18 protein-coding genes and 1 pseudogene are annotated in these 20,695 nt (G+C 70.6%); 5 read left to right on the top strand and 14 right to left on the bottom strand.

Annotated features, from left to right (window positions below; genetic code table 11):
• Positions 1 to 8 precede the first annotated feature (8 nt).
• From cobN to ACFXGJ_RS00890, 3 genes are all read left to right on the top strand, one after another.
• Positions 9 to 3,611 carry a cobaltochelatase subunit CobN gene (cobN, locus tag ACFXGJ_RS00900; protein WP_378615498.1) on the top strand — a complete coding sequence of 1,201 codons (3,603 nt, stop codon included), beginning with the start codon at positions 9 to 11 and terminating at the stop codon, positions 3,609 to 3,611.
• A 148-nt stretch (positions 3,612 to 3,759) separates the two neighbouring features.
• Positions 3,760 to 4,017, top strand: a complete 258-nt coding sequence (locus ACFXGJ_RS00895; protein WP_378615496.1) for a hypothetical protein — start codon at positions 3,760 to 3,762, stop codon at positions 4,015 to 4,017.
• A 17-nt stretch (positions 4,018 to 4,034) separates the two neighbouring features.
• The gene (locus tag ACFXGJ_RS00890) at positions 4,035 to 4,415 is read left to right on the top strand and encodes a PPOX class F420-dependent oxidoreductase (RefSeq protein WP_378615494.1); all 381 of its coding nucleotides are present in this window, start codon (positions 4,035 to 4,037) and stop codon (positions 4,413 to 4,415) included.
• Between the two features lie 74 nt (positions 4,416 to 4,489).
• Here ACFXGJ_RS00890 and ACFXGJ_RS00885 read toward each other — a convergent pair whose 3' ends face one another.
• From ACFXGJ_RS00885 to ACFXGJ_RS00835, 11 genes are all read right to left on the bottom strand, one after another.
• The gene (locus tag ACFXGJ_RS00885) at positions 4,490 to 5,275 is read right to left on the bottom strand and encodes a hypothetical protein (protein WP_378615492.1); all 786 of its coding nucleotides are present in this window, start codon (positions 5,273 to 5,275) and stop codon (positions 4,490 to 4,492) included.
• 194 nt (positions 5,276 to 5,469) lie between these two features.
• Entirely contained in the window at positions 5,470 to 6,351 is an 882-nt protein-coding gene (locus ACFXGJ_RS00880; RefSeq protein ID WP_378615490.1) for a hypothetical protein, read from the bottom strand.
• A gap of 119 nt (positions 6,352 to 6,470) precedes the next feature.
• The gene (locus tag ACFXGJ_RS00875; RefSeq protein ID WP_378615488.1) at positions 6,471 to 6,857 is read right to left on the bottom strand and encodes an RNA-binding S4 domain-containing protein; all 387 of its coding nucleotides are present in this window, start codon (positions 6,855 to 6,857) and stop codon (positions 6,471 to 6,473) included.
• Positions 6,858 to 6,883: 26 nt separating this feature from the next.
• On the bottom strand, positions 6,884 to 8,320 hold the full coding sequence (locus ACFXGJ_RS00870) for a lipase maturation factor family protein (RefSeq protein ID WP_378615486.1): 1,437 nt from the start codon (positions 8,318 to 8,320) through the stop codon (positions 6,884 to 6,886).
• A gap of 133 nt (positions 8,321 to 8,453) precedes the next feature.
• Positions 8,454 to 9,881 carry a rifampin monooxygenase gene (rox, locus tag ACFXGJ_RS00865; protein WP_378615484.1) on the bottom strand — a complete coding sequence of 476 codons (1,428 nt, stop codon included), beginning with the start codon at positions 9,879 to 9,881 and terminating at the stop codon, positions 8,454 to 8,456.
• Positions 9,882 to 10,002: 121 nt separating this feature from the next.
• Positions 10,003 to 11,352 carry a sensor histidine kinase gene (locus ACFXGJ_RS00860; protein ID WP_378615482.1) on the bottom strand — a complete coding sequence of 450 codons (1,350 nt, stop codon included), beginning with the start codon at positions 11,350 to 11,352 and terminating at the stop codon, positions 10,003 to 10,005.
• The gene (locus ACFXGJ_RS00855; RefSeq protein ID WP_378615480.1) at positions 11,349 to 12,044 is read right to left on the bottom strand and encodes a response regulator transcription factor; all 696 of its coding nucleotides are present in this window, start codon (positions 12,042 to 12,044) and stop codon (positions 11,349 to 11,351) included. The genes ACFXGJ_RS00860 and ACFXGJ_RS00855 overlap by 4 nt, the downstream gene beginning before the upstream one ends.
• Positions 12,045 to 12,091: 47 nt before the next feature.
• On the bottom strand, positions 12,092 to 12,343 hold the full coding sequence (locus ACFXGJ_RS00850; protein ID WP_378615478.1) for a hypothetical protein: 252 nt from the start codon (positions 12,341 to 12,343) through the stop codon (positions 12,092 to 12,094).
• 174 nt (positions 12,344 to 12,517) lie between these two features.
• Positions 12,518 to 12,916: a YchJ family protein gene (locus tag ACFXGJ_RS00845; protein WP_378615476.1), complete on the bottom strand. Its 399-nt coding sequence runs from the start codon at positions 12,914 to 12,916 to the stop codon at positions 12,518 to 12,520.
• Positions 12,913 to 14,277 carry a metallopeptidase TldD-related protein gene (locus ACFXGJ_RS00840; RefSeq protein ID WP_378615474.1) on the bottom strand — a complete coding sequence of 455 codons (1,365 nt, stop codon included), beginning with the start codon at positions 14,275 to 14,277 and terminating at the stop codon, positions 12,913 to 12,915. The genes ACFXGJ_RS00845 and ACFXGJ_RS00840 overlap by 4 nt, the downstream gene beginning before the upstream one ends.
• The gene (locus ACFXGJ_RS00835) at positions 14,274 to 15,821 is read right to left on the bottom strand and encodes a TldD/PmbA family protein (RefSeq protein WP_378615472.1); all 1,548 of its coding nucleotides are present in this window, start codon (positions 15,819 to 15,821) and stop codon (positions 14,274 to 14,276) included. Before ACFXGJ_RS00835 ends, ACFXGJ_RS00840 begins: the two co-directional genes overlap by 4 nt.
• Positions 15,822 to 15,894: 73 nt before the next feature.
• On the opposite strand from ACFXGJ_RS00835, the gene ACFXGJ_RS00830 reads away from it, so the two are divergent.
• On the top strand, positions 15,895 to 17,052 hold the full coding sequence (locus ACFXGJ_RS00830; RefSeq protein WP_378615470.1) for a sensor histidine kinase: 1,158 nt from the start codon (positions 15,895 to 15,897) through the stop codon (positions 17,050 to 17,052).
• Positions 17,053 to 17,077: 25 nt separating this feature from the next.
• Here the strand turns inward: ACFXGJ_RS00830 and ACFXGJ_RS00825 are convergent, their stop codons facing one another.
• The 3 genes and pseudogenes from ACFXGJ_RS00825 to ACFXGJ_RS00815 all read right to left on the bottom strand — a co-directional run bounded on the left by ACFXGJ_RS00825 (position 17,078) and on the right by ACFXGJ_RS00815 (position 20,001).
• Positions 17,078 to 18,223 (bottom strand): integrase, encoded by a 1,146-nt coding sequence (locus ACFXGJ_RS00825; protein WP_378615468.1) that lies wholly within the window; start codon positions 18,221 to 18,223, stop codon positions 17,078 to 17,080.
• A 180-nt stretch (positions 18,224 to 18,403) separates the two neighbouring features.
• A pseudogene (locus ACFXGJ_RS00820) lies at positions 18,404 to 18,628 on the bottom strand (LuxR C-terminal-related transcriptional regulator); the annotation flags it as partial.
• A gap of 395 nt (positions 18,629 to 19,023) precedes the next feature.
• The gene (locus tag ACFXGJ_RS00815) at positions 19,024 to 20,001 is read right to left on the bottom strand and encodes an SDR family NAD(P)-dependent oxidoreductase (RefSeq protein ID WP_378615466.1); all 978 of its coding nucleotides are present in this window, start codon (positions 19,999 to 20,001) and stop codon (positions 19,024 to 19,026) included.
• Here ACFXGJ_RS00815 and ACFXGJ_RS00810 point away from each other — a divergent pair.
• Positions 19,900 to 20,694, top strand: coding sequence for a LysR family transcriptional regulator (locus ACFXGJ_RS00810; protein WP_378615464.1), 795 nt, complete (start codon positions 19,900 to 19,902; stop codon positions 20,692 to 20,694). The two genes, ACFXGJ_RS00815 and ACFXGJ_RS00810, sit on opposite strands and share 102 nt — an antisense overlap.
• The last annotated feature ends 1 nt before the right edge of the window (position 20,695 follow it).

Raw genomic sequence — 20,695 nt, 5'->3', positions numbered from 1 at the left:
GCCTCACCGTGATCCTGTTGCTCTCGACGTCCGACACCGACCTGCTCAGCGCCCGTGCCAGTGGCGCGCAGTACCGCTGGGCGAACCCGTCCCGGCTGCTGATCGACGACCTGCCCGGCCTGCTCGAGGAGGTCGAGCTGGTGGTCGTCCGCATCCTCGGCGGGCGCCGCGCCTGGGAGGATGGGCTCGACGCCGTCCTCGCCGCCGGCCTGCCGACGGTGGTGCTCGGCGGCGAGCTCGCCCCGGACGCCGAGCTGATGGAACTCTCGACGGTCCCCGGCGGCGTGTCCGCGGAGGCGCATTCGTACCTGGCCGAGGGCGGCCCGCAGAACCTGCTCGAGCTGCACCACTTCCTCACCGACACCGTGTTGCTCACCGGGTACGGGTTCGAGCCGCCGGTGCGCACCCCCACCTGGGGGCACCTCGGGCGCGACAGCGCCCAGGTCGACGGTCCCACCATCGCGGTGCTCTACTACCGCGCCCAGCACCTGGCCGGTAACACCGAGTACGTCGAGGCGCTGTGCAGCGCGATCGAGGCCGCGGGCGCCAACGCCCTGCCCATCTTCTGCGCGTCGCTGCGCACCGCTGAGCCCGAGCTGCTGGCGACCCTCGGCACGGTCGACGCGATGGTCGTGACCGTCCTCGCGGCGGGCGGCACCAAGCCCGCGGGCGCGTCGGCGGGGGAGGACGACGAGGCCTGGGACGTCACCGAACTCGCCGCGCTCGACGTGCCGATCCTGCAGGGCCTGTGCCTGACCAGCAGCCGCGAGGCGTGGGAGTCCAACGACGACGGCCTCTCGCCGATGGACGTCGCGACGCAGGTCGCGGTGCCCGAGTTCGACGGCCGGCTGATCACGGTTCCGTTCTCGTTCAAGGAGATCGACGCCGACGGCCTCACCGCGTACGTGCCCGACCCCGAGCGGGCGGCCCGGGTCGCGGGCATCGCGGTACGGCACGCCCGGCTGCGGCACATCCCGCTCGCGGAGAAGCGGATCGCGCTGATGCTCTCCGCCTACCCCACCAAGCACGCCCGCATCGGCAACGCCGTCGGCCTGGACACCCCGGCCAGCGCGATCGCGCTGCTCACGCAGATGCGCGCCGCCGGATACGACCTCGGTCCGGTCGACGGTGACGACGCCCTGCCCGGGCTTGCGGCCGGGGACGGCGACGCGCTGATCCACGCGCTCATCGCGGCCGGCGGCCAGGACCCGGACTGGCTGACCGCGGAACAGTTGGAGGGCAACCCGATCCGCATCTCGGCCGCCCGCTACCGGCAGTGGTTCGCCGGGCTGCCCGACGACCTGCGTGAGGGTGTCGAGCAGCACTGGGGCGCGGCGCCGGGCGAGCTGTACGTGGACCGCTCGTCCGATTCCGACGGCGAGATCGTCATCGCCGCGATGCAGGTCGGCAACGTGGTGCTGATGGTGCAGCCGCCCCGCGGCTTCGGCGAGAACCCCGTTGCGATCTATCACGACCCCGATCTGCCGCCCAGCCATCACTACCTGGCCGCCTACCGTTGGCTGGCCGCCCGTCAGGACGAGGGCGGCTTCGGAGCGGACGCGATCGTGCACCTCGGCAAGCACGGGAACCTGGAGTGGCTGCCGGGCAAGACGCTCGGCATGTCCGCGTCCTGCGGCACCGACGCGGCGCTCGGCGAGCTCCCGCTGATCTACCCGTTCCTGGTGAACGACCCGGGCGAGGGCACCCAGGCCAAGCGCCGCGCCCACGCCACCCTGGTCGACCACCTGATACCGCCGATGGCGCGCGCCGAGAGCTACGGCGACATTTCGCGACTCGAACAGCTGCTCGACGAACACTCGAACATCTCGGCGCTCGACCCGTCGAAGCTGCCCGCGATCCGCCAGCAGATCTGGACGCTGATGCGGGCGGCGAAGATGGACCACGACCTGGGCCTGGCCGAGCGTCCCGAGGAGGACGTGTTCGACGACATGCTGCTGCACGTCGACGGCTGGCTGTGCGAGATCAAGGACGTGCAGATCCGCGACGGGCTGCACGTGCTCGGACAGGCACCCGAGGGCGACGCCGAGGTCGAGCTCGTGCTGGCGATCCTGCGTGCCCGGCAGATGTGGGGCGGCGAGCGCACCGTGCCCGGCCTGCGGGAGGCGTTGGGGCTCAGCGAGGCCGGCGACGAGGAACGCGCCCGGGTCGACGCCGTCGAGGAGATCGCGCACGGACTCGTCGCCGCGCTGCAGGCCGCGGACTGGGATCCGGCCGCCGCAGCACGTATCGGCGGCGCGCACGGCGAGCAGGTGGTCGCGGTGCTGGAGTTCGCTGCGGCCGAGGTGGTTCCGCGGCTGCGGCAGACCGCGGGCGAGATCGACCAGGTGCTGCGCGCCCTCGACGGCCGGTTCATCGCGGCCGGGCCGAGCGGCTCGCCGTTGCGCGGTCTGGTCAACGTGCTGCCGACGGGCCGGAACTTCTACTCGGTGGATCCGAAGGCGGTGCCCTCGCGGCTGGCCTGGGAGACCGGACAGGCGATGGCCGAGTCGTTGCTGGCCCGCTACCTGGCTGATCATGGCGAGTACCCGCGATCGGTCGGGCTGTCGGTCTGGGGAACGTCGGCGATGCGCACCTCCGGCGACGACATCGCGGAGGTCTTCGCCCTGCTGGGCGTCCGGCCGGTGTGGGACGAGGCGTCGCGCCGAGTGACGACCCTCGAGGTGATCTCACTCGAGGAACTCGGCCGGCCCCGGGTGGACGTGACCGTCCGGATCAGCGGATTCTTCCGGGACGCATTCCCGCACGTGCTGGCGCTGCTCGACGACGCGGTCCGGATGGTCGCGGCCCTCGACGAGCCCGCCGACGCCAACTACGTCCGGGCGCACGCGCAGGCCGACCTCGCCGAGCACGGCGACGAGCGTCGGTCCACCACCCGGATCTTCGGCTCGAAGCCCGGCACCTACGGCGCCGGCCTGCTGCAGCTGATCGACTCGAAGAGCTGGCGCAACGACGCCGACCTCGCCGAGGTCTACACCACCTGGGGTGGCTACGCGTACGGTCGCGGTCTCGACGGCGCGCCCGCCTCCGACGACATGCGCACCGCGTACCGTCGAATCGCGGTGGCCGCCAAGAACACCGACACCCGTGAACACGACATCGCCGACTCCGACGACTACTTCCAGTACCACGGCGGCATGGTCGCCACGGTCCGCGCGCTGACCGGCAAGTCGCCGGAGGCGTACATCGGCGACAGCACCCGTCCCGAGGCCGTCCGCACCCGCACCCTGTCCGAGGAGACCGCCCGGGTGTTCCGCGCGCGGGTGGTGAACCCGCGCTGGCTCGAGGCGATGCGCCGGCACGGCTACAAGGGCGCCTTCGAGATGGCCGCGACCGTGGACTACCTGTTCGGCTACGACGCGACCACCAATGTCGTCGCGGACTGGATGTACGAGAAGCTCGCCGAGACGTACGTGTTGGACGAGCAGAACCGCAAGTTCATGACGGAATCCAATCCCTGGGCCCTGCACGGGATCGCGGAACGCCTGCTCGAGGCCGCCGAACGCGACATGTGGGAGCAGCCGGAGCAGCACACCCTGGACGGGCTGCGACAGGTCTATCTCGAGACCGAGGGCGAACTGGAGGGCGAGTGACCGGCCCGACGCCGGCATAACAGACCATTCGGACTATTACGGTCGCGGGCATGGCAAGCACACGCGAACGTAGGGCCCTCCGTGCCGGGACCCTAGTCGCGGCCGTCGCCGCGCTGAGGGTCGGCGCGGCGGCCCCGTGGTCACCGCGGTGAACGACTGGGGAGACACCGTGCCGGGTATCGCCTACGCCGTCGCGGCCAGCCGCAAGGACACGGTCTCGACCCCACCCGAGGCGACCTTCCTGACCGCGGGTCCCGGTGCGTCCGTGAACAACGTCTGGATTCAGGACCTGTGTGCCGGCGACCTTTTCGATCACGGCACGCTGCCGACGTCGCCGACCGTCGGGCACATCGTCAAGACCGCGTTGGATCCGTCGTACCGAGGTGATCCCTGCACGGGCCGCTGACTCGTATCCTGTCCGTCATGGCCACCTCGTTGCGCGACATAGGCGCCGCAAAGTACGTCCTGCTGACCACCTTCCGGAAGGACGGCACCGGAGTCCCCACCCCACTGTGGGCCGCACTCGACGGGGACCGTCTGCTGATGTGGACGGTCACCGACTCGTGGAAGGTGAAGCGGATCCGGCGTTCCCCACGGGTGACGGTCGCGGCCTGCGACGTCCGCGGGAACCAGAAGGGCGACGCCGTCGACGCGACCGCCGTCCTGCTCGACGCGGGTGCCACCGATCACGCCCGCGACGCGATCGCCCGCAAGTACGGACTGTTGGGCTGGCTCACGATGAAGGGCAGCCTGCTGCGCCGAGGCAAGAGCGGCACGATCGGCCTGGCGATCACCGCCGCCTGATCGCAAACACGAGACGAGGCCCGTACCGACGAGATATCGGTACGGGCCTCGTGTGTTCGGTTCGGCTGTACAGCTCAGCTGGAGCCGAGCGACGGCAGGCCGCTCAGGTCCGAGCTGCCGGCGAGGTCTCCGAGTCCCGGAATCGGGATGATCGGGGCCAGCGAGGTGAACTGGATCAGCACCTTGGCCTCGTCGTCCCGTGCGGCGAGGCGGTCCGTGCCGCCCTCGGGGATCAGGAACGATCCGCCGCCGCCGCCGCCGGCCAGGGCACCGCCGCCGCCACCGAAGTAGCCCGCGCCGCCGCCGGCACCGGTGTCCACACCCGTGCCACCGGTCCCGCGCACACCGGCACCGCCGGCGGGCGAACCGGAACCGCCGGCGCCGCCTGCGGTCGCGGTGCCCGCCTTGCCGCCCGCGGCACCCGCGGCGTCCTTGCCCGCGTCACCGCCGGGGCCGAGGCTGCCGCCGCCACCGCCGGGAGCGATCAGCAGGCTCGCCTGCATGCCCTTGTCCCGGTCCGTCTTGATCGACTCGGTGCCGACTCCGGAGAAGCCGCCGCCGCTGGTCACGCCCGTGCCGCCGGCCTGACCCACGTTGACGTAGAGCTTCGATCCGGGCTTGACGGGCACGTCGGCGGTGACGAGACCGCCGAGTCCGCCGTAGCCGACGCCGGACTTTCCGCTCTCACCGGTCGCGGTCACCTTGATCGAGGTCACACCGGCCGGGATGTCGAAGGCGTACTCACCCTTGATGTTGAACTTGCAGTTGACGAGGAGTCCCGCCTGGGTGCAGCCCGCGATCTGATTGGCCGATGCGACTCCCGCCCCGCCGGTCATCGCAGCCGCAACGGCTGCCGTCATGCCCACCGTCGCGGCAAATCCGACCGTGCGTCGCACCCGTGTCGAGCCTGCCGACTTCCTACGCCCTTGCATCAACCAACCTCGCAGAGTCTCATTGGATCCGGGGCGGTCACCACCGGCCGCTGGAAGCATGCCATGTTCACCGTGCCCATATGGGTACATTGAGCTACCTGTATCGCCGCGGTCTCACATCCTCAGGATGCGGGACCTCCGAGACTGCCACTACCGCCCGAGCTTCCCGCGCTGCCGCTGCCGCCCGAGCTGCCCGCACTCCCGGTGCCCTCCGCGCTGCCCGAGCTCCCCGACTGCGCCACTCCCGACTCCATGTCGACCTGCACGCTCGCGAAGGCCCCGCGGGCGGCCAGCGCACTGGTACCGCCGGCCGGCACCAGGAAGGAACCGCCGCCACCACCGAGGTTGCCGCCGCCACCACCGAAGTATCCGCCGCCGCCACCGCTGCCCAGCGGACCGCCGAACCCGCCGGCTCCGAGGACACCGCCCGCGCCGCCGACGCCGGCGGCACCACCCGCGACGGACGAACCCGCCTGGCCGCCACCGGGTCCGGGCGCGGGGGTTGCCGCGTCTCCACCCGCGCCGGCGATGCTGCCTGCGCCGCCGCCCGGCGCGACGACCAACCGCGAGAGCAGTGCCTGCTGGCGGTCGCTCTTGATCGACTTCGTTGCGACGGAGGAGAACCCGCCGCCCGCAGCGAGTCCGCCGCCCCGGCCGCTGTCGACCAGGAGGTAGAGCTTCTGTCCTGGCGTCACGGGAAGCTCGGTCACCACCGACCCGCCGCGGCCACCCTGCAGACCGCCGCCGGTTCCGCCGACCGCGGTCACCGTGACCGACCGCACCCCGCCGGGCACGACGAGGACGTACTCCTGCTCGGTGCCGATGCTGTCGTACCTGCACGTCGAATGGTCGTTCGTGGTGGAACATCCGAGAACGAGACCGTCCGCTGCGGCGGTGCCCGCGCCCGTCCCGAGAGCCGCGACTGCCGCCATCCCGACCGCCGCCGCGATTCCCATCGACCGACGAACCCGCACCGCACCGCGCCGCGCTAACCGACTGACCATCAATTCACCCTCACATCGCTCCGGATCCGAGGCGAGCGCCGCCGGATCCGGGGAAGCATGGCACGGCGATCGTGATCGGACACCGGGAATGAGCAAGCAAAGTCTGCGAGTTTGGTTAGCTAGTCTTCGTTGAATCCTCGGAGCCGATTCAGTTCGCGCCGTTCACGTTTCGTGGGTCGGCCCGAACCGCGGTCTCGTTGTGGGAGAGCGAGCAGTACCTCGCGCGGTGGTGGCGGGGGAGTCCGGTCGATCAGGCACAGCGCGGCCTCGGGTGCCCCGACCCGTTTCCTGATCAGCCGGGCGACGACGACGATCCGCTCCGTCCCGGCGACGCGGACGCGGACCTCGTCGTCGACCCGCAGGAGTTGCGCGGGCTTTGCCGGCGTCCCGTTGACGCGCACGTGACCGGCCCGGCACGCGGACGCCGCCGCGGATCGGGTCTTGAAGAGGCGGACCGACCACACCCAACTGTCCAGGCGGACGCCCGAGGATTCTGCCGTCGACACGTACCCGAGCCTACTGGCCGACCGTTTCAGCGATGCTCGGCGCGGCCCAGGGTGACCGGTCTGAGGAATTCGGAGACCAACTCCCGCTCCCACCAGGCCCCGGTGGCGCGCCGGGCGCGCCAGTCCGTGAAGTGGTACTCGTACATGCGGGCGCGCACGAAGGTCGGCGGTTCGTCGTCGAACGGGTTGTGCCGCAGCAGCTTCAGTGTGGCGCGGTCGTTGTCGAGCAGTTTGCTGACGAACGCGAGGAACCAGGTGTCCGCGTAGCTCGGCGAGATCGCCGCGAACCACATCAGCCAGTCCAACCGCAGGTGGTACGGGGCGAACTGCCGCGGACGACGCCGCGGGTCACCCGGCTTGCCCTTGAATTCGTACTCCAGCCACCGTGATTGCGGACCGGGAACGGTGTCCGTCGTGCCCTCGATCACGACCTCCATCCGCACCCGGGTGATGCTGCCGAACGCGCCGTACGTGTTGACCAGGTGCCACCGGTTGAACGACGCGTTCATCAACTGCCGGCGCCCGAGCAGGTTGCGCACCGGCCAGTAGCTGAGCACCACGACCGCCACGGTGAGCGCCGCGACCGAGACGGCGAATGCGGGCGGCCCGGGCGACGTGTCGGGCGCCGCCACCGGCAGGACTCGTTCGAGGAACGGCTCCGGCAGCACCGACGTGGCCAGCACGATGGCAACCCAGTTGAGCCAGGAGAAGTTGCCGCTCGCGACCAGCCAGAGTTGGGTCACGATCATCAGGCCCGCCGCCGCCCCGGCGATCGGCTGTGGCGCGAACAACAGGAACGGCACGACCAACTGGGTCACGTGGTTGCCCGCCGCCTCGACCCGGTGCAGAGGCCCGGGCAGGTGGTGGAAGTACCAGCTCAACGGTCCGGGCATGGGCTGCGTCTCGTGGTGGTAGTAGAGGCAGGTCAGGTTCCGCCAGCAGCGGTCACCGCGCATCTTGATCAGCCCGGCGCCGAACTCGAGCCGGAACAGCAGCCACCGCAGCGCGATCATCACCGCCAGCGGCGCCTCGGTGGCCGAGTTGCCCAGGAAGACGGCGAGGAACCCGGCCTCGAGCAGCAGCGACTCCCAGCCGAAGGCGTACCAGCTCTGCCCGACGTTGACGATCGACAGGTACAGCAGCCACATCGCGAACCACACGAGCATGCACAGTCCGAGGGGAAGCCGCGCCGTCAGTCCCGCTGCCGTGAGGACGGCCAACCCGGCGCCGGTCCACGCGACCGCGGCGAAGAATCGGTCGGAGTAGTGCAGGTGGAAGAGGCTGGGCGACCGCCGGAACCGCGTGCCTCGGAGGTACCGGGGGATGGGGAGCAGGCCGTTCGTCCCGAGCAGCGCGCGAAACTGGTTCGCCGCACAGAGGAATGCGACCGCGTACAGCACCGCCAGGCCCTCCGTGAAGAGCCAGCGGCCGAGCCAGCTACCTCCCGTGGCAAACCAGTCCATCGCCCGTCACCTCGATGACGCGTGCCTCGCTTCGAGCGCCCGAATCGGACGTTACTCCGCCGCGGACGTGCCCGTCGCCCGTGACGTCGGCTCCGGGCGAGTCCGTCACGATGTGCTCGCCACAACTGCTCGCTCAGTCGACGGCAGCACCGAACCACGTCGGCAGCGCGGCGAGCAGATCCCGCTGATCGTCACCGACCCACGCCACGTGGCCGTCCGGCCGCAACAGAGCTGCCGGCACGTCGAGTTCCTCGCCGACGTCGACGACGTGGTCGACCCGATCGGCCCACCCCGTCACCGACAGCCGGCCGGTCTGGTCGAGCAGCAGACCGCGGCCACCGCGCATCAGCTCGTAGAGGCGCCCCCGCCCGAGCCGCACGTCCCGCAGCCGCCGGCCGAGCAGATCGTGCCCGTCGCCGAAGTCGTACCGGATCCCGATCGCGGTGATCTTCTCGATCAGGTACCGATTCACGTCCTCGAAGTCCATCAGCTCCGTCAGCAGTCGGCGCACCGCCTGGGGACCCGGCTCGGTGGACAGCAGCTCCATCTGCGCGCGGGTGTTGTCCAGCACGGCGGCGGCCACCGGGCGCCGTTCGGTCTCGTAGCTGTCCAGCAAGCCGTCCGGCGCCCAGTCGCCCACCGCGGCAGCCAGTTTCCAGCCCAGGTTGAATGCATCCTGGATGCCGAGGTTCAGCCCCTGGCCGCCGGTCGGCGGATGGATGTGCGCCGCGTCGCCGGCGAGCAGCACCCGGCCCGTCCGGTAGCGCTCGGCCAGCCGTGTGGCGTCACCGAAGCGGGACAGCCAGCTCGGCGAGTGCACGCCGAAGTCGGTTCCCGCGAACGCCCGCAGCTGCCGCGTGAACTCCTCGAGGGTCGGCGGGAGCGTGCGGTCCTCCGCCACCCCGTCGGCGGGCACGATGACGCGATACACCCCGTCCCCGAGGAGGCCCGCACCGAAGCGCTTCTGGGTCTTGCGGACCTCGGACACCACGGCCGCCACCTCCTCCGGCGCCGCGGTGAGCTCCATCTCGCCCAGCAGCGTCTCGACCCTGGTGGGCTCGCCGGGGAAACCGATGCCGAGCAGCTTGCGTACCGTGCTGCGACCGCCGTCGCAGCCGACGAGCCAGCGCGAGCGCAGCCGCGACCCGTCGGCCAGCTCGGCGGTCACGCCGTCGCCGTCCTGGCTCAGCCCGACCAGTTCGCAGCCGCGCCGGATCTCCGCACCGAGCTCGGTGGCGTGCTCGGTCAGCAGGCGATCGGTGACGGTCTGCGGGATGCCGAGGACGTACCCGTGCGCGGTGTCCAGCCGGTCCGGCCACGGCATGTCGATGCCGGCGAAAAACCCGCCCACCTCGTACCGCTTGCCGTGGGCGAGGAAGCGTTCCAGCAGCCCGCGCTGGTCCATCACCTCGATGCTGCGCACGTGCAGGCCCAGCGAGCGGACGACCTTGGTCGGCTCCGGCTCCCTGTCCAGCACGAGCACGTGGACGCCGTGCAGCCGCAGTTCGCTCGCCAGCATCATGCCGGTCGGTCCGCCACCGGCAATGATCACGTCGATCATGAAACCCCCATCTTCCCTGGTCCTGACGTCGGATGGCGATTCTGCAGCACGACCGGGGCCTTGCCGCAAGGCCCCGGGTGCGCTATATGTTGAAAGTGGTAGGGAGTCGATGACCCTGCCGTTACCTTGCGCCGCCCGTCGCGATCGCCGGCGGAAGCCGCAGCACCAGCCGGACCCCGCCGAGCGGACTGTCCTCGAACCACGCCGCGCCCCCGTGCAACTCGGCCTGCTGCCGGATCAACGCCAACCCCAGGCCCGAACCGTCCGGCGCCGCCCCGGTGCCGCGCCGGAACCGCTCGAACACGACATCGCGCTCGCCAACGGGTATGCCGGCGCCGTCGTCCGTCACGGTGACGACAACCGCGTCCGCGTCTGCGCGTGCCGCGACCTCGATCACCCGGGCCCCGCCGTGCCGGATCGCGTTGGAGATGGCGTTGTCCACCGCCAGCCGGAGGCCGGCGGGGAGCCCCGTGATCGTGAGGATCGGCGGAACGTCCAGTCGAATGTCCACCCCGCGGTGGGTTCGGATCGCGTCCTGCGCCGCCCGGTCCACGAGCTCGGCCAGGTCGACCTGCTCGAAGTCCGCTTCGGACGACAGCTCGCCCGCGGCCAGCCGTTCGAGCGCACGCAGGGTGGCCTCCGCCCGTCGTTCGGTGCGGAGCGCGTCGTCGAGGATCTCCTGCCGCGTGGCCGCCGGCAGATCCAGCGTCGTCGCCACCTCGAGGTTCGTACGCATCGCCGTCAGCGGTGTCCGCAGTTCGTGGGCGGAGGCGGCCGCGAAGTCGCGGGCGGTCGCCAGGGCCGACGCGGTGCGGGCGCGCTCGGCCGCGTTGGCGTCGAGCAGTGATCGCAGGGCCGCGGCGAGCTCCTCGGCCTCCTTCGCGCCCGACACCCGGGGCGGCGGCGCGGCGGGGTCGACGCCCAAGCGCCGTGTCTGTTCGGCCAGCCGGCGTAGCGGTCGTATCGCGAACCCGGCGAACAGCCAACCCAGCGCGGCCGCGACCACCACGGCGCCGGCGCCGATGATCAGCATCCACCCGTGCAGGCCGTCGATTGTCGCCCGGACCGGGGCGGTCGGTGCGCCGATCGCGATCGTGGCACCGAGCCCGCTGAGCACCTCGGCCGTCCGCACCCGGTACTGCACGCCGTCGACCGACGCGTCGTGCCAGCCGACCGGGAACGCGGGCAGTTCCGTATCGGTCGAGGAGAGCATCAGTCCGCCGGCGCGCAGCGTGCCCGCATATCCCGGGGGCAGCGGGGGCAGCGGTCCCTGCAGGACCCGCAGACTGGTCAGGTTCGCCGCCGCCACCTGCGTGACCGAGTCGAGTTTGCTGTCGAGCTGGGCGGTGACCTGCCGGTCGATGCCGACCCACGCGACGCCTCCGAGCAGCAGCACGACCAGTGCGGTGCCGAGCGCCGCGGCGGCGGTCACCCGCAGCCGCAGCGACACCGGTCGCCCTCGCCCGGTCATCGATCCCGCAGCACGAACCCGATGCCGCGCACGGTGTGCAACACCCGGGGCGCGCCGTCGAACTCCAGCTTGCGACGCAGGTAGCTGACGAAGACGTCCACCACGTTGGTCTCGGTGTCGAAGTCGTACCCCCAGACCGACCGCAGCAGACTCTCGCGACTGAGCACGATCCCGCGGTTCTCGGCCAGCGTGGCGAGGAGATCGAACTCGCGTTTGGTCAGGTGCACCTCGGTGCCGTCGACCTGGACCCGGCGGCCGAGCAGGTCGACGGCGACCGGCCCGACCTTCACCGTTCCCTCGTCGGAGGTGGCGGCCGGTTCCGGACGGCGCCGCAGCAGCGCGCGAATCCGCGCGACCAGTTCGCCGAACTCGAACGGTTTGACCATGTAGTCGTCGGCCCCGGCCTCGAGCCCCGCGATCCGGTCGTCGACCGCACTGCGCGCGCTGAGCACGCACACCGGTACGTCGTTGTTCACCGCCCGTAGCGCCCTCACCACGCCGACCCCGTCGAGGATCGGCAGGTTGAGATCCAATACGACCAGGTCCGGGTCGTGCTCGTCCACGGCGTGCAGGGCGGCCGCCCCGTCCGCGGCCGTCACCACCACGAAGTCCGAAAGCTCCAGACCGCGCCGGAGCGCGGTCTGGACATCGGCATCGTCCTCTACGATCAGTACCTTCTGAACCGCCACCACTCCTTCATCTTGCAGCGTCAGGTCGGCTGACGCCGCCCAATGCGCACTCAGGCCGCGACGGGTCGGGCGGTGAGCAGCGATTCGAGGGAGTCTGCCCACTCGAGGTACTCGTCGGACCATTGCAGGGCCGGATCGGTCGCGAAGACGAGGACGTCGACCTCGTCCTGGGGCGTGTCACCGGGCAGCACGGAGGCCATCCAACCGCGCCCGGGCTCGGTGACGAGCACCTCCTCGCAGCCGGCGGTCGCGAAGATTGCCGCCAGTCCGCGCATCCGCACCTCCGTAGTGGTTGCGGTCACACACCGGCGATCCCGGCCGATCATCCGAATACCCGACATGACGCCTCCTGGTCTCTCGGAACTTCTTGCTCTCCAAGAGAATTCGATTCTCCGAAAAGCTCGTACCAAAAGACTAGGGACGAGAATTTGTGGTTCAGTTGCGAGGAAGTAAGGACTCTGTGAGATTTCGTGCGCTCACGCGAGCGCGTCCACGTAGAGCCACTGCCCGTCCTCACGCACGAACCGACTGTTCTCGTGCAGGGAGTCCCGGATCCCGGACTCGCGGAAGTACGCGACGAACTCGACGGTGCCGGCGGCGTCGAACATGCCGCCGCCGGTGGTCGCGAGCACGTCGAGCCGGAGCCACCGCTGGCTCGGATCGAGTTCCAGCCGGTCCGGCCGGGTGCCGGGATGCCAGGTGCGCAGCAGGTAGTCGACGTCCCCGACCGCGAAGGCCGAGTACCGCGAGCGCATCAGCCGTTCCGCGGTCGGCGCCGTGGCCTCCCCGGAGTGGAAGCGACCGCAACACGACCCGTAGGTCTCACCGCTGCCGCAGGGGCACCGCACCGACGGATCGAGTCCCGGGGCCGTCATCGGGCCGCGCTCACCGAGGACATGTGGAAGTCGGGGATCCGCAACGGCGGCATCGCCGTCCGGGTGAACCAGTCCTTCCACTCCCGCGGCAAGGTCTGCTCCGTCGCGCCGGCCTCGGTGACCCGGCGCAGCAGGTCCAGCGGGCTCTCGTTGAACCGGAAGTTGTTCACTGCGCCGGCGACCCGACCGTCCTCGACCAGGTAGACCCCGTCCCGGGTCAGCCCGGTGAGCAGCAGCGTCGCCGGATCCACCTCGCGGATGTACCAGAGCGTGGTCAGCAGCAGACCTCGTTCGGTGCGCGCGACCATGTCCTCGATCGACGCCCCGCCGCCGCCGGTGAGCAGCAGGTTGTCGCCGGGCACCGCGACCGGCGCGTCGAATTCCCGGGCCGCGTGCCGCGGATAGGCCAACGCGTTGACGGTCCCGTCGCGCACCCAGTCCACCCGGTCCGCGGCCATTCCGTTGTCGAACACCGAGAGCGTCTCGCTGGACGCGGCGGTCGCCACGAACGGCGCGTACTCGAGGCCCGGCGCCGCCGGATCCGAATACAGGGTGAGCGGAATGTCAGTCAGGCGTTCCCCGACGCGGGTGCCGCCGGCCCGCGACAACGCGGTGTGGCCCTCCTGCGCGCCGCGACCCTCCATCGTCCACATCAGGTAGATCATCAGGTCGGCCACCGCCGACGGCGGCAGCAGCGTCTCGTACCGCCCGGCCGGCAGGTCGACCGTGCGGCCGGCCCAGTCCAGTCGGGCGCTCAACTGCGCCAGCAGGGTCGGAACGGACACCTCGCCGAAGTCGCGGGTGCCCGCGCCGACCCAGGCGCTGGCGTCCCCGCGCTTGCCGTTGATCTCCACCGACCCGGTCGGCTGGGTGAACCGCCGACGGACCCCCGCGGAGGTTCCGAGCCAGGTGCTGTGGAGCTGGTGATGTGCGAAGCCGTACAGCTGGTCGGCACCGTCGAATCCGGCGGCGAGATCACCTGCCAGCGTGCCGAACACGCCGATATCGGTCTCGGCGGGCGGCTGGTCCCAGCCGGCCCCGGTATCGCCGGTCCCGGCGATCAGGTCCGTGGCGTCCTCGGCCGGTCGCGCGGACCTCGCGGCCTCCTCGCTGGCTCGGACGACCGCCGCGATCTCCTCCGGGTCGACGCTGCTCGAGCTCACGGTGCCGACCCGCGCACCCGCGCCGTCCCGCACGATCGAGATCACCGTCCACGACCGTGACGTGGATACACCGTTGGTGGTCATGGAGTTTCCCGCCCACCGCAGCGAGGCCTCGCCCGCATCGGTGACGATCACCATCGACTCGTCGACCGTACGCAGCGTCAGTGCGCGCTCGACCAGTTCCTGCGCCGCGATCACAGCCCGCCCTCCATTCGTGTGTTGAGCACGTTCACCCCGCGGAAGAGCGCGGACGGGCAGCCGTGGCTGACCGCCGCCACCTGACCGGGTTGTGCCTTACCGCAATTGAACGCGCCGCCGAGCCGCCAGGTCGACGGACCGCCGACCGCCTCCATCGAGCCCCAGAAGTCGGTGGTGGTCGCCTGGTAGGCGACGTCGCGCAGCTGGCCGTCGAGCCTGCCGTCGCGGATCCGGTAGAACCGCTGGCCGGTGAACTGGAAGTTGTAGCGCTGCATGTCGATCGACCAGCTCTTGTCGCCGACCACGTAGATGCCGTCCTGCACCCGCGAGATCAGCTCGTCCGTCGAGACGTCGGACTCCGGGTCCGGTTGCAGCGACACGTTCGCCATCCGTTGGATGGGCACGTGGTGCGGGGAGTCCGCGTACGAGCACCCGTTCGACCGGTCGAGGCCGAGCCGCGGCGCGAAGACCCGGTCGAGCTGATAGCCCACCAGGGTGCCGTCGCGGACCAGGTCCCAGCGCTGCGCGGCGACGCCGTCGTCGTCGTATCCCGTGCTGGCGAGCCCGTGCTCCTCGGTGCGGTCGGCAGTGACGTGCATGGCCGGGGTGCCGTAGCGCAGCGTGCCCAGCTTGTCGGGTGTCGCGAACGAGGTGCCCGCGTAGGCCGCCTCGTAGCCGATGGCGCGGTCGTACTCGGTGGCGTGCCCGATGGACTCGTGAATCGTGAGCCACAGGTTGGTCGGGTCGATCACCAGGTCGGTCGGACCCGCGGTGACCGACGGCGCCTTCGACTTCTCCGCCAGCCACTCGGGGATTCGGGCCAGCTCGCCGTTCCAGTCCCAGCCGCCGTTCGCCGTGACACTCCCCGTCGCGGCGCTCGCCCCGGCGAGATACTCCCAGCCGCGCCCGACCGGCGGGGCCAGGGTGCGCATCGTCTCGAACCCGCCGGCCGCGGCATCGACCGAGACCGCTTCGAGCTCCGGATGCAACCGCACCCGCTGCTGGGTGATCCGCGAGCCCGCCAGGTCCGCGTAGTAGGTCTGCTCCTTGACCTGCAGCACACTCGCGGTGACGTGGTCGACGCCGTCCGCTGCGGACAGCCGGCCGGAGTAGTCGGTGAGCAACTCCACCTTCTGCGCCGTGGGCACCGCGAACGGGTCCAGGTCGTAGTCCGAGACCCACGTCGCGTCGCGGTAGACCGGTTCGTCCGCCAGCTCGACCCGCTCGCGGTTGAGCGCCCGCAGTGCCCGCGCCACCTCGACCGCCTGCCGGGCGGTCCGGGCGGCCGACTCGGAGCTCAGCTCCGCGTTCGAGGCGAAGCCCCAGGTGCCGTCGACCACCACCCGCACGGCCAGGCCGAGCTCGTCGCCGTCCACCGCGGACTGCACGATGCCGTCACGCAGCCGCAGCGACTGCGTGCGCAGCCTGTGCACGCGCAGGTCCGCGTGCTGGGCCCCCGCGGCGCGTGCGGTGGACAGTGCCGCGTCGGCAAGTGCCGGCAGGGGCAGGGCCAGGAATTCCGGATCGACGTCGCGTGTACCCACCCGGTCAACCTAGCCGAGTACCGGATCGCCACGTCGCATCGCGACCCCGGGCTCACCTTCTAGGCTGGCGGTCATGCAGAGGTTCAGCCTGTGGCTGCGCGGCAAGCCTTTCGTCGCGGACTCGATGCTGGCCGCTCTCTTCTTCGTGCTCGAGTGCGTGTCCGCCCCGGGCAGCCAGTCGCCCTGGCTGTTCGTGCTTCTCGGTCTGCTGCTGAGCCTGCCGATCGCGTTCCGCAGGCGGCTCACCGTCCTCGCCGCGGTCACGGCGCTCGGCGCCTCCCTGCTCGCCACCACGGTCGGGGCGTGGGTGGGCGACGACCGTGTCACCCATCCCGGTCAGCTCGGCCTGATCGTGATGCTCTACACGCTGGTCGCGTACGTCGGGAGGCGCCCCGCGGCGATCTACCTCGTCGGTCTGGTCGTCGATTCCGCGTTGTCGATCTGGCTGCTGCACCAGGAGGTGCTCACGACGACAGCGTTCATCGCGCTCGTCTACGCGCTGGCCTGGATCACCGCGGAGTTCCTCGGTGCGCGCCGCCTCTACGACGAGGAGGTCGCCGCGCGCCTGACGGTCGCCGAGTACGACCGCGACCGACGCGCCGAGGAGGCGGTGGCGAGCGAACGCACCCGCATCGCACGCGAACTGCACGACGTCGTCGCACACGCGGTGAGCGTGATGATCGTGCAGGCGGACGGCGGCTCGTACTCGTTGCCCGGAAACCCCGAGACCGCGCAGAAGGCCCTGCGTAACATCTCGTCCACCGGTCGCCAGGCCCTCGCCGAGCTCCGGCGCACGGTGGCCCTGTTGCGCACTGAGCAGACCCCGGCGGAGATGCCGCAGCACGGTACCGCCGGTCTCGCGAAGGTCGTCGACATGATGCGCGACGCGGGCCTCGCGGTGGAACTCGAGATGACCGGCGAGCTCGACGACATCCGGCCCGCCGTCAGCCTCGGCATTCACCGGGTGGTGCAGGAATCGCTCACCAACGTGCTGCGGCACGCCGGACCGACACCACGCGCATGGGTCTCGGTGCGCCGCCGCGACGACGACGTGCTGGTGGAGGTCACCGACAACGGCGCCGGCTCGAGCACGTTCACCCAGGGCTCGGGGAACGGACTGGTCGGCATGCGCGAGCGGGTCGCGGTGCTGCAGGGCAACCTCGAGACAGGTCGGCGGCCGGACGGCAGTTGGCGGGTCCGCGCGCAGCTGCCGCTCGTCCTGGAGGACTGAGACCGGCGGGTCGGAGGCCTGCTTGTCAGAGCCCCAGCGCGGTGACCGCGTTGCCGTGCAGGCCCGCGTGCTGCCGTGAGTAGATCGCGATCATCCGCTGGTCGGTGTGCCCGCTCTGGGTCATGATCTGTTCCGCGCTGGCGTCGTTGCGGACCGCCTGGGTGACGAATCCGGCGCGGAGACTGTGCCCGCCGAGCAGGGCCACGAACTCCTCTGCGTACCCGGCACCGACCGCGCGGCGCTGGATCATCGACGCGATGGCCTGTCCGGACACCGCTTTCGCGCCCAAGGCGCCGGTGCGGTGCACGGGCCGGAACAACGGCCGGACCACCGCCTCGGGGCGCCCGCGTACGCCACGGCAGCAGTGCTCGAGCGGGTCGGTGTCCGGCTCCGCGAGCAGCGCGCCGACGGCGGGTTTGCCGTCACGGTCCCACGCGTCCAACACCTCTCGCCACCGCCAGTAGGCGCACACCGGGCAGGTGATCTCGGCCTGCCCGTAGGGGAGCGTGACCGTGCGCCCGGCCGCGGCCTGGTCGGTCTTCGACCTGCGGATCGTCACGTACAGTCCGTCCGCGCGGTGCGGGACGACGTCGCCGACGGCGAGCGCCGACAGCTCGGACCGACGCATCGCGCCGGTCAGGCCGATCAGCAGCAGCGCGGTGTCCCGGCGTTCGGCAGCGCGATCCGCCCAGGTGCCGCGCGACGACCGGACGCGCATGGACTCGACGATGGCGCGCACGTCGGCGGTCAACAGCGGTTCGCGCCGGACCGGCGGCGTGGCCCGGGTGCGGGCGATGCCGCGCAGGATCTCGCGCACGGCGGGGGACTGTCCGGGCTTGGGATGTCCGGCGAGCGAATGGATCTTGTTGATCGAGGCGACCCACCGCGTCATCGTCGCCGGAGCGTAGGAGGGCCGGCCGTCCAGGCGGACCTCCGAGGACTTCTCGGTCAGGAACCAGCCGACCAGGTCGGGGGAGGCGGGTAGCGGAGCCCGTCCCACGCGGTCGCACCAGCGGGTGAAGCACGTCCAGTCACTCAGTTGCGCGGCCCGGGTGTTGGGGGAGACGGACTCGACGCGCAGCCGGTGCATGGCCGCCGCCGCGTCGGCCGGGACCGCGAGGGCCCCGTGCGCGGCGTCGTCGGCGATGAGGGATTCGAGTTCGGCCGCCACACAACAGAAGATACGTCAGCGAACCGCGGCCGACGGTGTCTCCCGCGGGCGGCCCGCGCGGTGTCGCGCCGCCCGCCGCTCGGCTTGTCACGGGATGCTCGGCGCAGGAGTGGACTGCCCGTCAGACTTCCCTTGCCCCGGTGGGGGCTTGACGAAGATATCGGTCCTGCCCTCGAGGGCTCACAATTCGTCGAGTGAGATCATGCCGTCCTGCACAGCCCGCGCGACGAGCGCGGCCTTCGTCGTTGCCGGCCGGCCGACCTGGCGGTACTTCGCGCGGATGCGCGCGAGGTGAGTGTTGACAGTGCCCACGGACAGGAACAGGTCCACGGCAACGGCGTTCTTGGAATCGCGGCGCAGCCACCCCAGCAGCACCTCGATCTCCCTCGGTGACAGAGCCGGCTTCCGAGGGACGTGCGGCGCCGAGCACGCCTCCAGCCCGGGCGGTCGGTGAAGGGGTTGGTCGAGTGCGGCAATCACGTCGGATCTCCCATCGATTACGGCGAAACAGGGCTCGATCCGCAATGGCGAATCCTGTACGTACGCAACGTCAGTGTTTACCCGGGGGTTGGTAGCCATCACTTTGCTTCGTGGAAAGATGAGGGGCACGCCACGCGCGCTGGTGACTTGTCAGGTCCGTCACGTTTTCGGCAATTCGCCCGCGAGGTCGATTCGAGGCAGTCCCGAATACACGAACGGCCGCCCGCTCGTACCGGGCCTTTGTCCTTGTCGTGCTTCTCCTCCGGCGCGCGATGCGCGGCTGACATCGAGTAAGGGAATTGTTCGCACCGGTGTGCCCGTCACCAGGGCACTGTGCCGGCGTCGTCGAAGAATCCGCCGGTCGGTCCGTCGTCGGGCAGGGTCGCGAGGCTGATCGCGATCGCCGCTCCCTGTTGTGGTGTGCGGACGCCTTGGAAGCCGTTGAGGTCGGTGGCGGTGAAACCGGGGCAGCCGGAGTTGATCAGGATGGTGGTGTCGCTCAGTTCCTTGACGTACTGGATCGTGACGGCGTTGAGGAAGGTCTTCGACGCCAGGTACGCAGTGGGAACACGCCCCATGTCGATGCCGGGCGTGGTTTGCAGGGCGACCGAGCCCACGCTGCTGGACATGTTGACGATTCGCGGTGATGCCGAGCCGCGCAGCATGGGGAGCATCGCGTTGGTGACCCGGATGACGCCGATCACGTTGGTTTCCACGACAGCTCGCACGGTCGCGGGATCAACCGTGGTGGGTGTCTGTGGCACGCCGCCGGTGATCGCGGCGTTGTTGACCAGGACGTCGAGCCCGCCGGCATAGTCGGCGATCAGCTCGGCCGCGGCGGCGACACTCGCGTCGTCGTCCACGTCGAGCGGCACGCCGAACGCATCGGTCCCGGCCGCGCGCAACTTCTCCACCGCGGTCTCGCGGCGTCGTTGATCCCGTGCGCCCACACCGACTCGCCAGCCAAGGGCGCCCAGGCCCGCCGCGATCTCGTATCCAATTCCCTTGTTCGCGCCGGTCACCAGCGCGATCGTCTGTTCACTCATGCCGTCGATCATGCTGCGGACTGGTGTGGGGCTTCCAAGACCGATTGGGTGGGCGGCGATACCGCACGGGTATTGGTCGTGGTCGGCGCCGGATACGATCCCACGGTGGAGACGCGGGAGTTGCGATATTTTGTCGCCGTCGCCGAGGAGTTGCACTTCGGGCGGGCGGCAGAACGGCTCGCGATGGCGCAACCACCGCTGTCGCGGGCGATCCAGCAGCTGGAACGGCGGCTCGGAGTCGTTCTGCTGCACCGCAGTTCTCGCGCAATCACGTTGACCGAGGCCGGGTCGGTGCTTCTGCGGGAGGCTCGGGTCGCCCTCGAAGCGGTCGAAGCCGCCGAGCGCCGCACCCGCCGCGCCGCTGCCGACCGGCCCGCTGTGGTGCTGACCATCAAGGCAGGAGCGTCGAGCGAACTGTTGTCGAAGCTGCTGGACGCCTACGCCGCCGACCCATGCGCTGTCGCAGTCGAGGTGGTGCTGTGCGGGCCCGGCGAACCGGAAAGCATGCTACGCAACGGGAGTGCCGACGTTGCTCTGCTCCACCGGCCCTACGACACGACGGCCGGATTCGACACCGAGGACCTGCACACCGAACAGCAGGTCGTGGTCCTGCCTGCGGGGCACCCTCTCGCCAACCGACCCCACATGTCGATGGCCGAGGTCAAGGCTCTGACGGACCTGCCCCTGCCGCGCTGGCCTCGACGGGATGGAAGCTATCCGGACGGCCCCGGCCCGCAGGTTCGCGACCATACCCAGTTGACCCAGCTGATCAGGCTCGGAAGGGCCTGCGCGGTGATGCCCGAGTCGCTCCGGGCCCAGCTGCGCGACGGTCACGCCATCGTGCCGGTGCCGGACGCACCGGCCGTCACGACCGTCATCGCCTGGCCACCACACAGCAGATCCAAAGCCGTCGCCGACCTCGTCCGTACGGCGACACGCCTGTGAC

The sequence above is a fragment of the Rhodococcus sp. NPDC059234 genome (assembly GCF_042754225.1).
GTDB lineage: Bacteria > Actinomycetota > Actinomycetes > Mycobacteriales > Mycobacteriaceae > Rhodococcus_G.
This window is presented reverse-complemented; position numbering and strand designations above follow the sequence as displayed.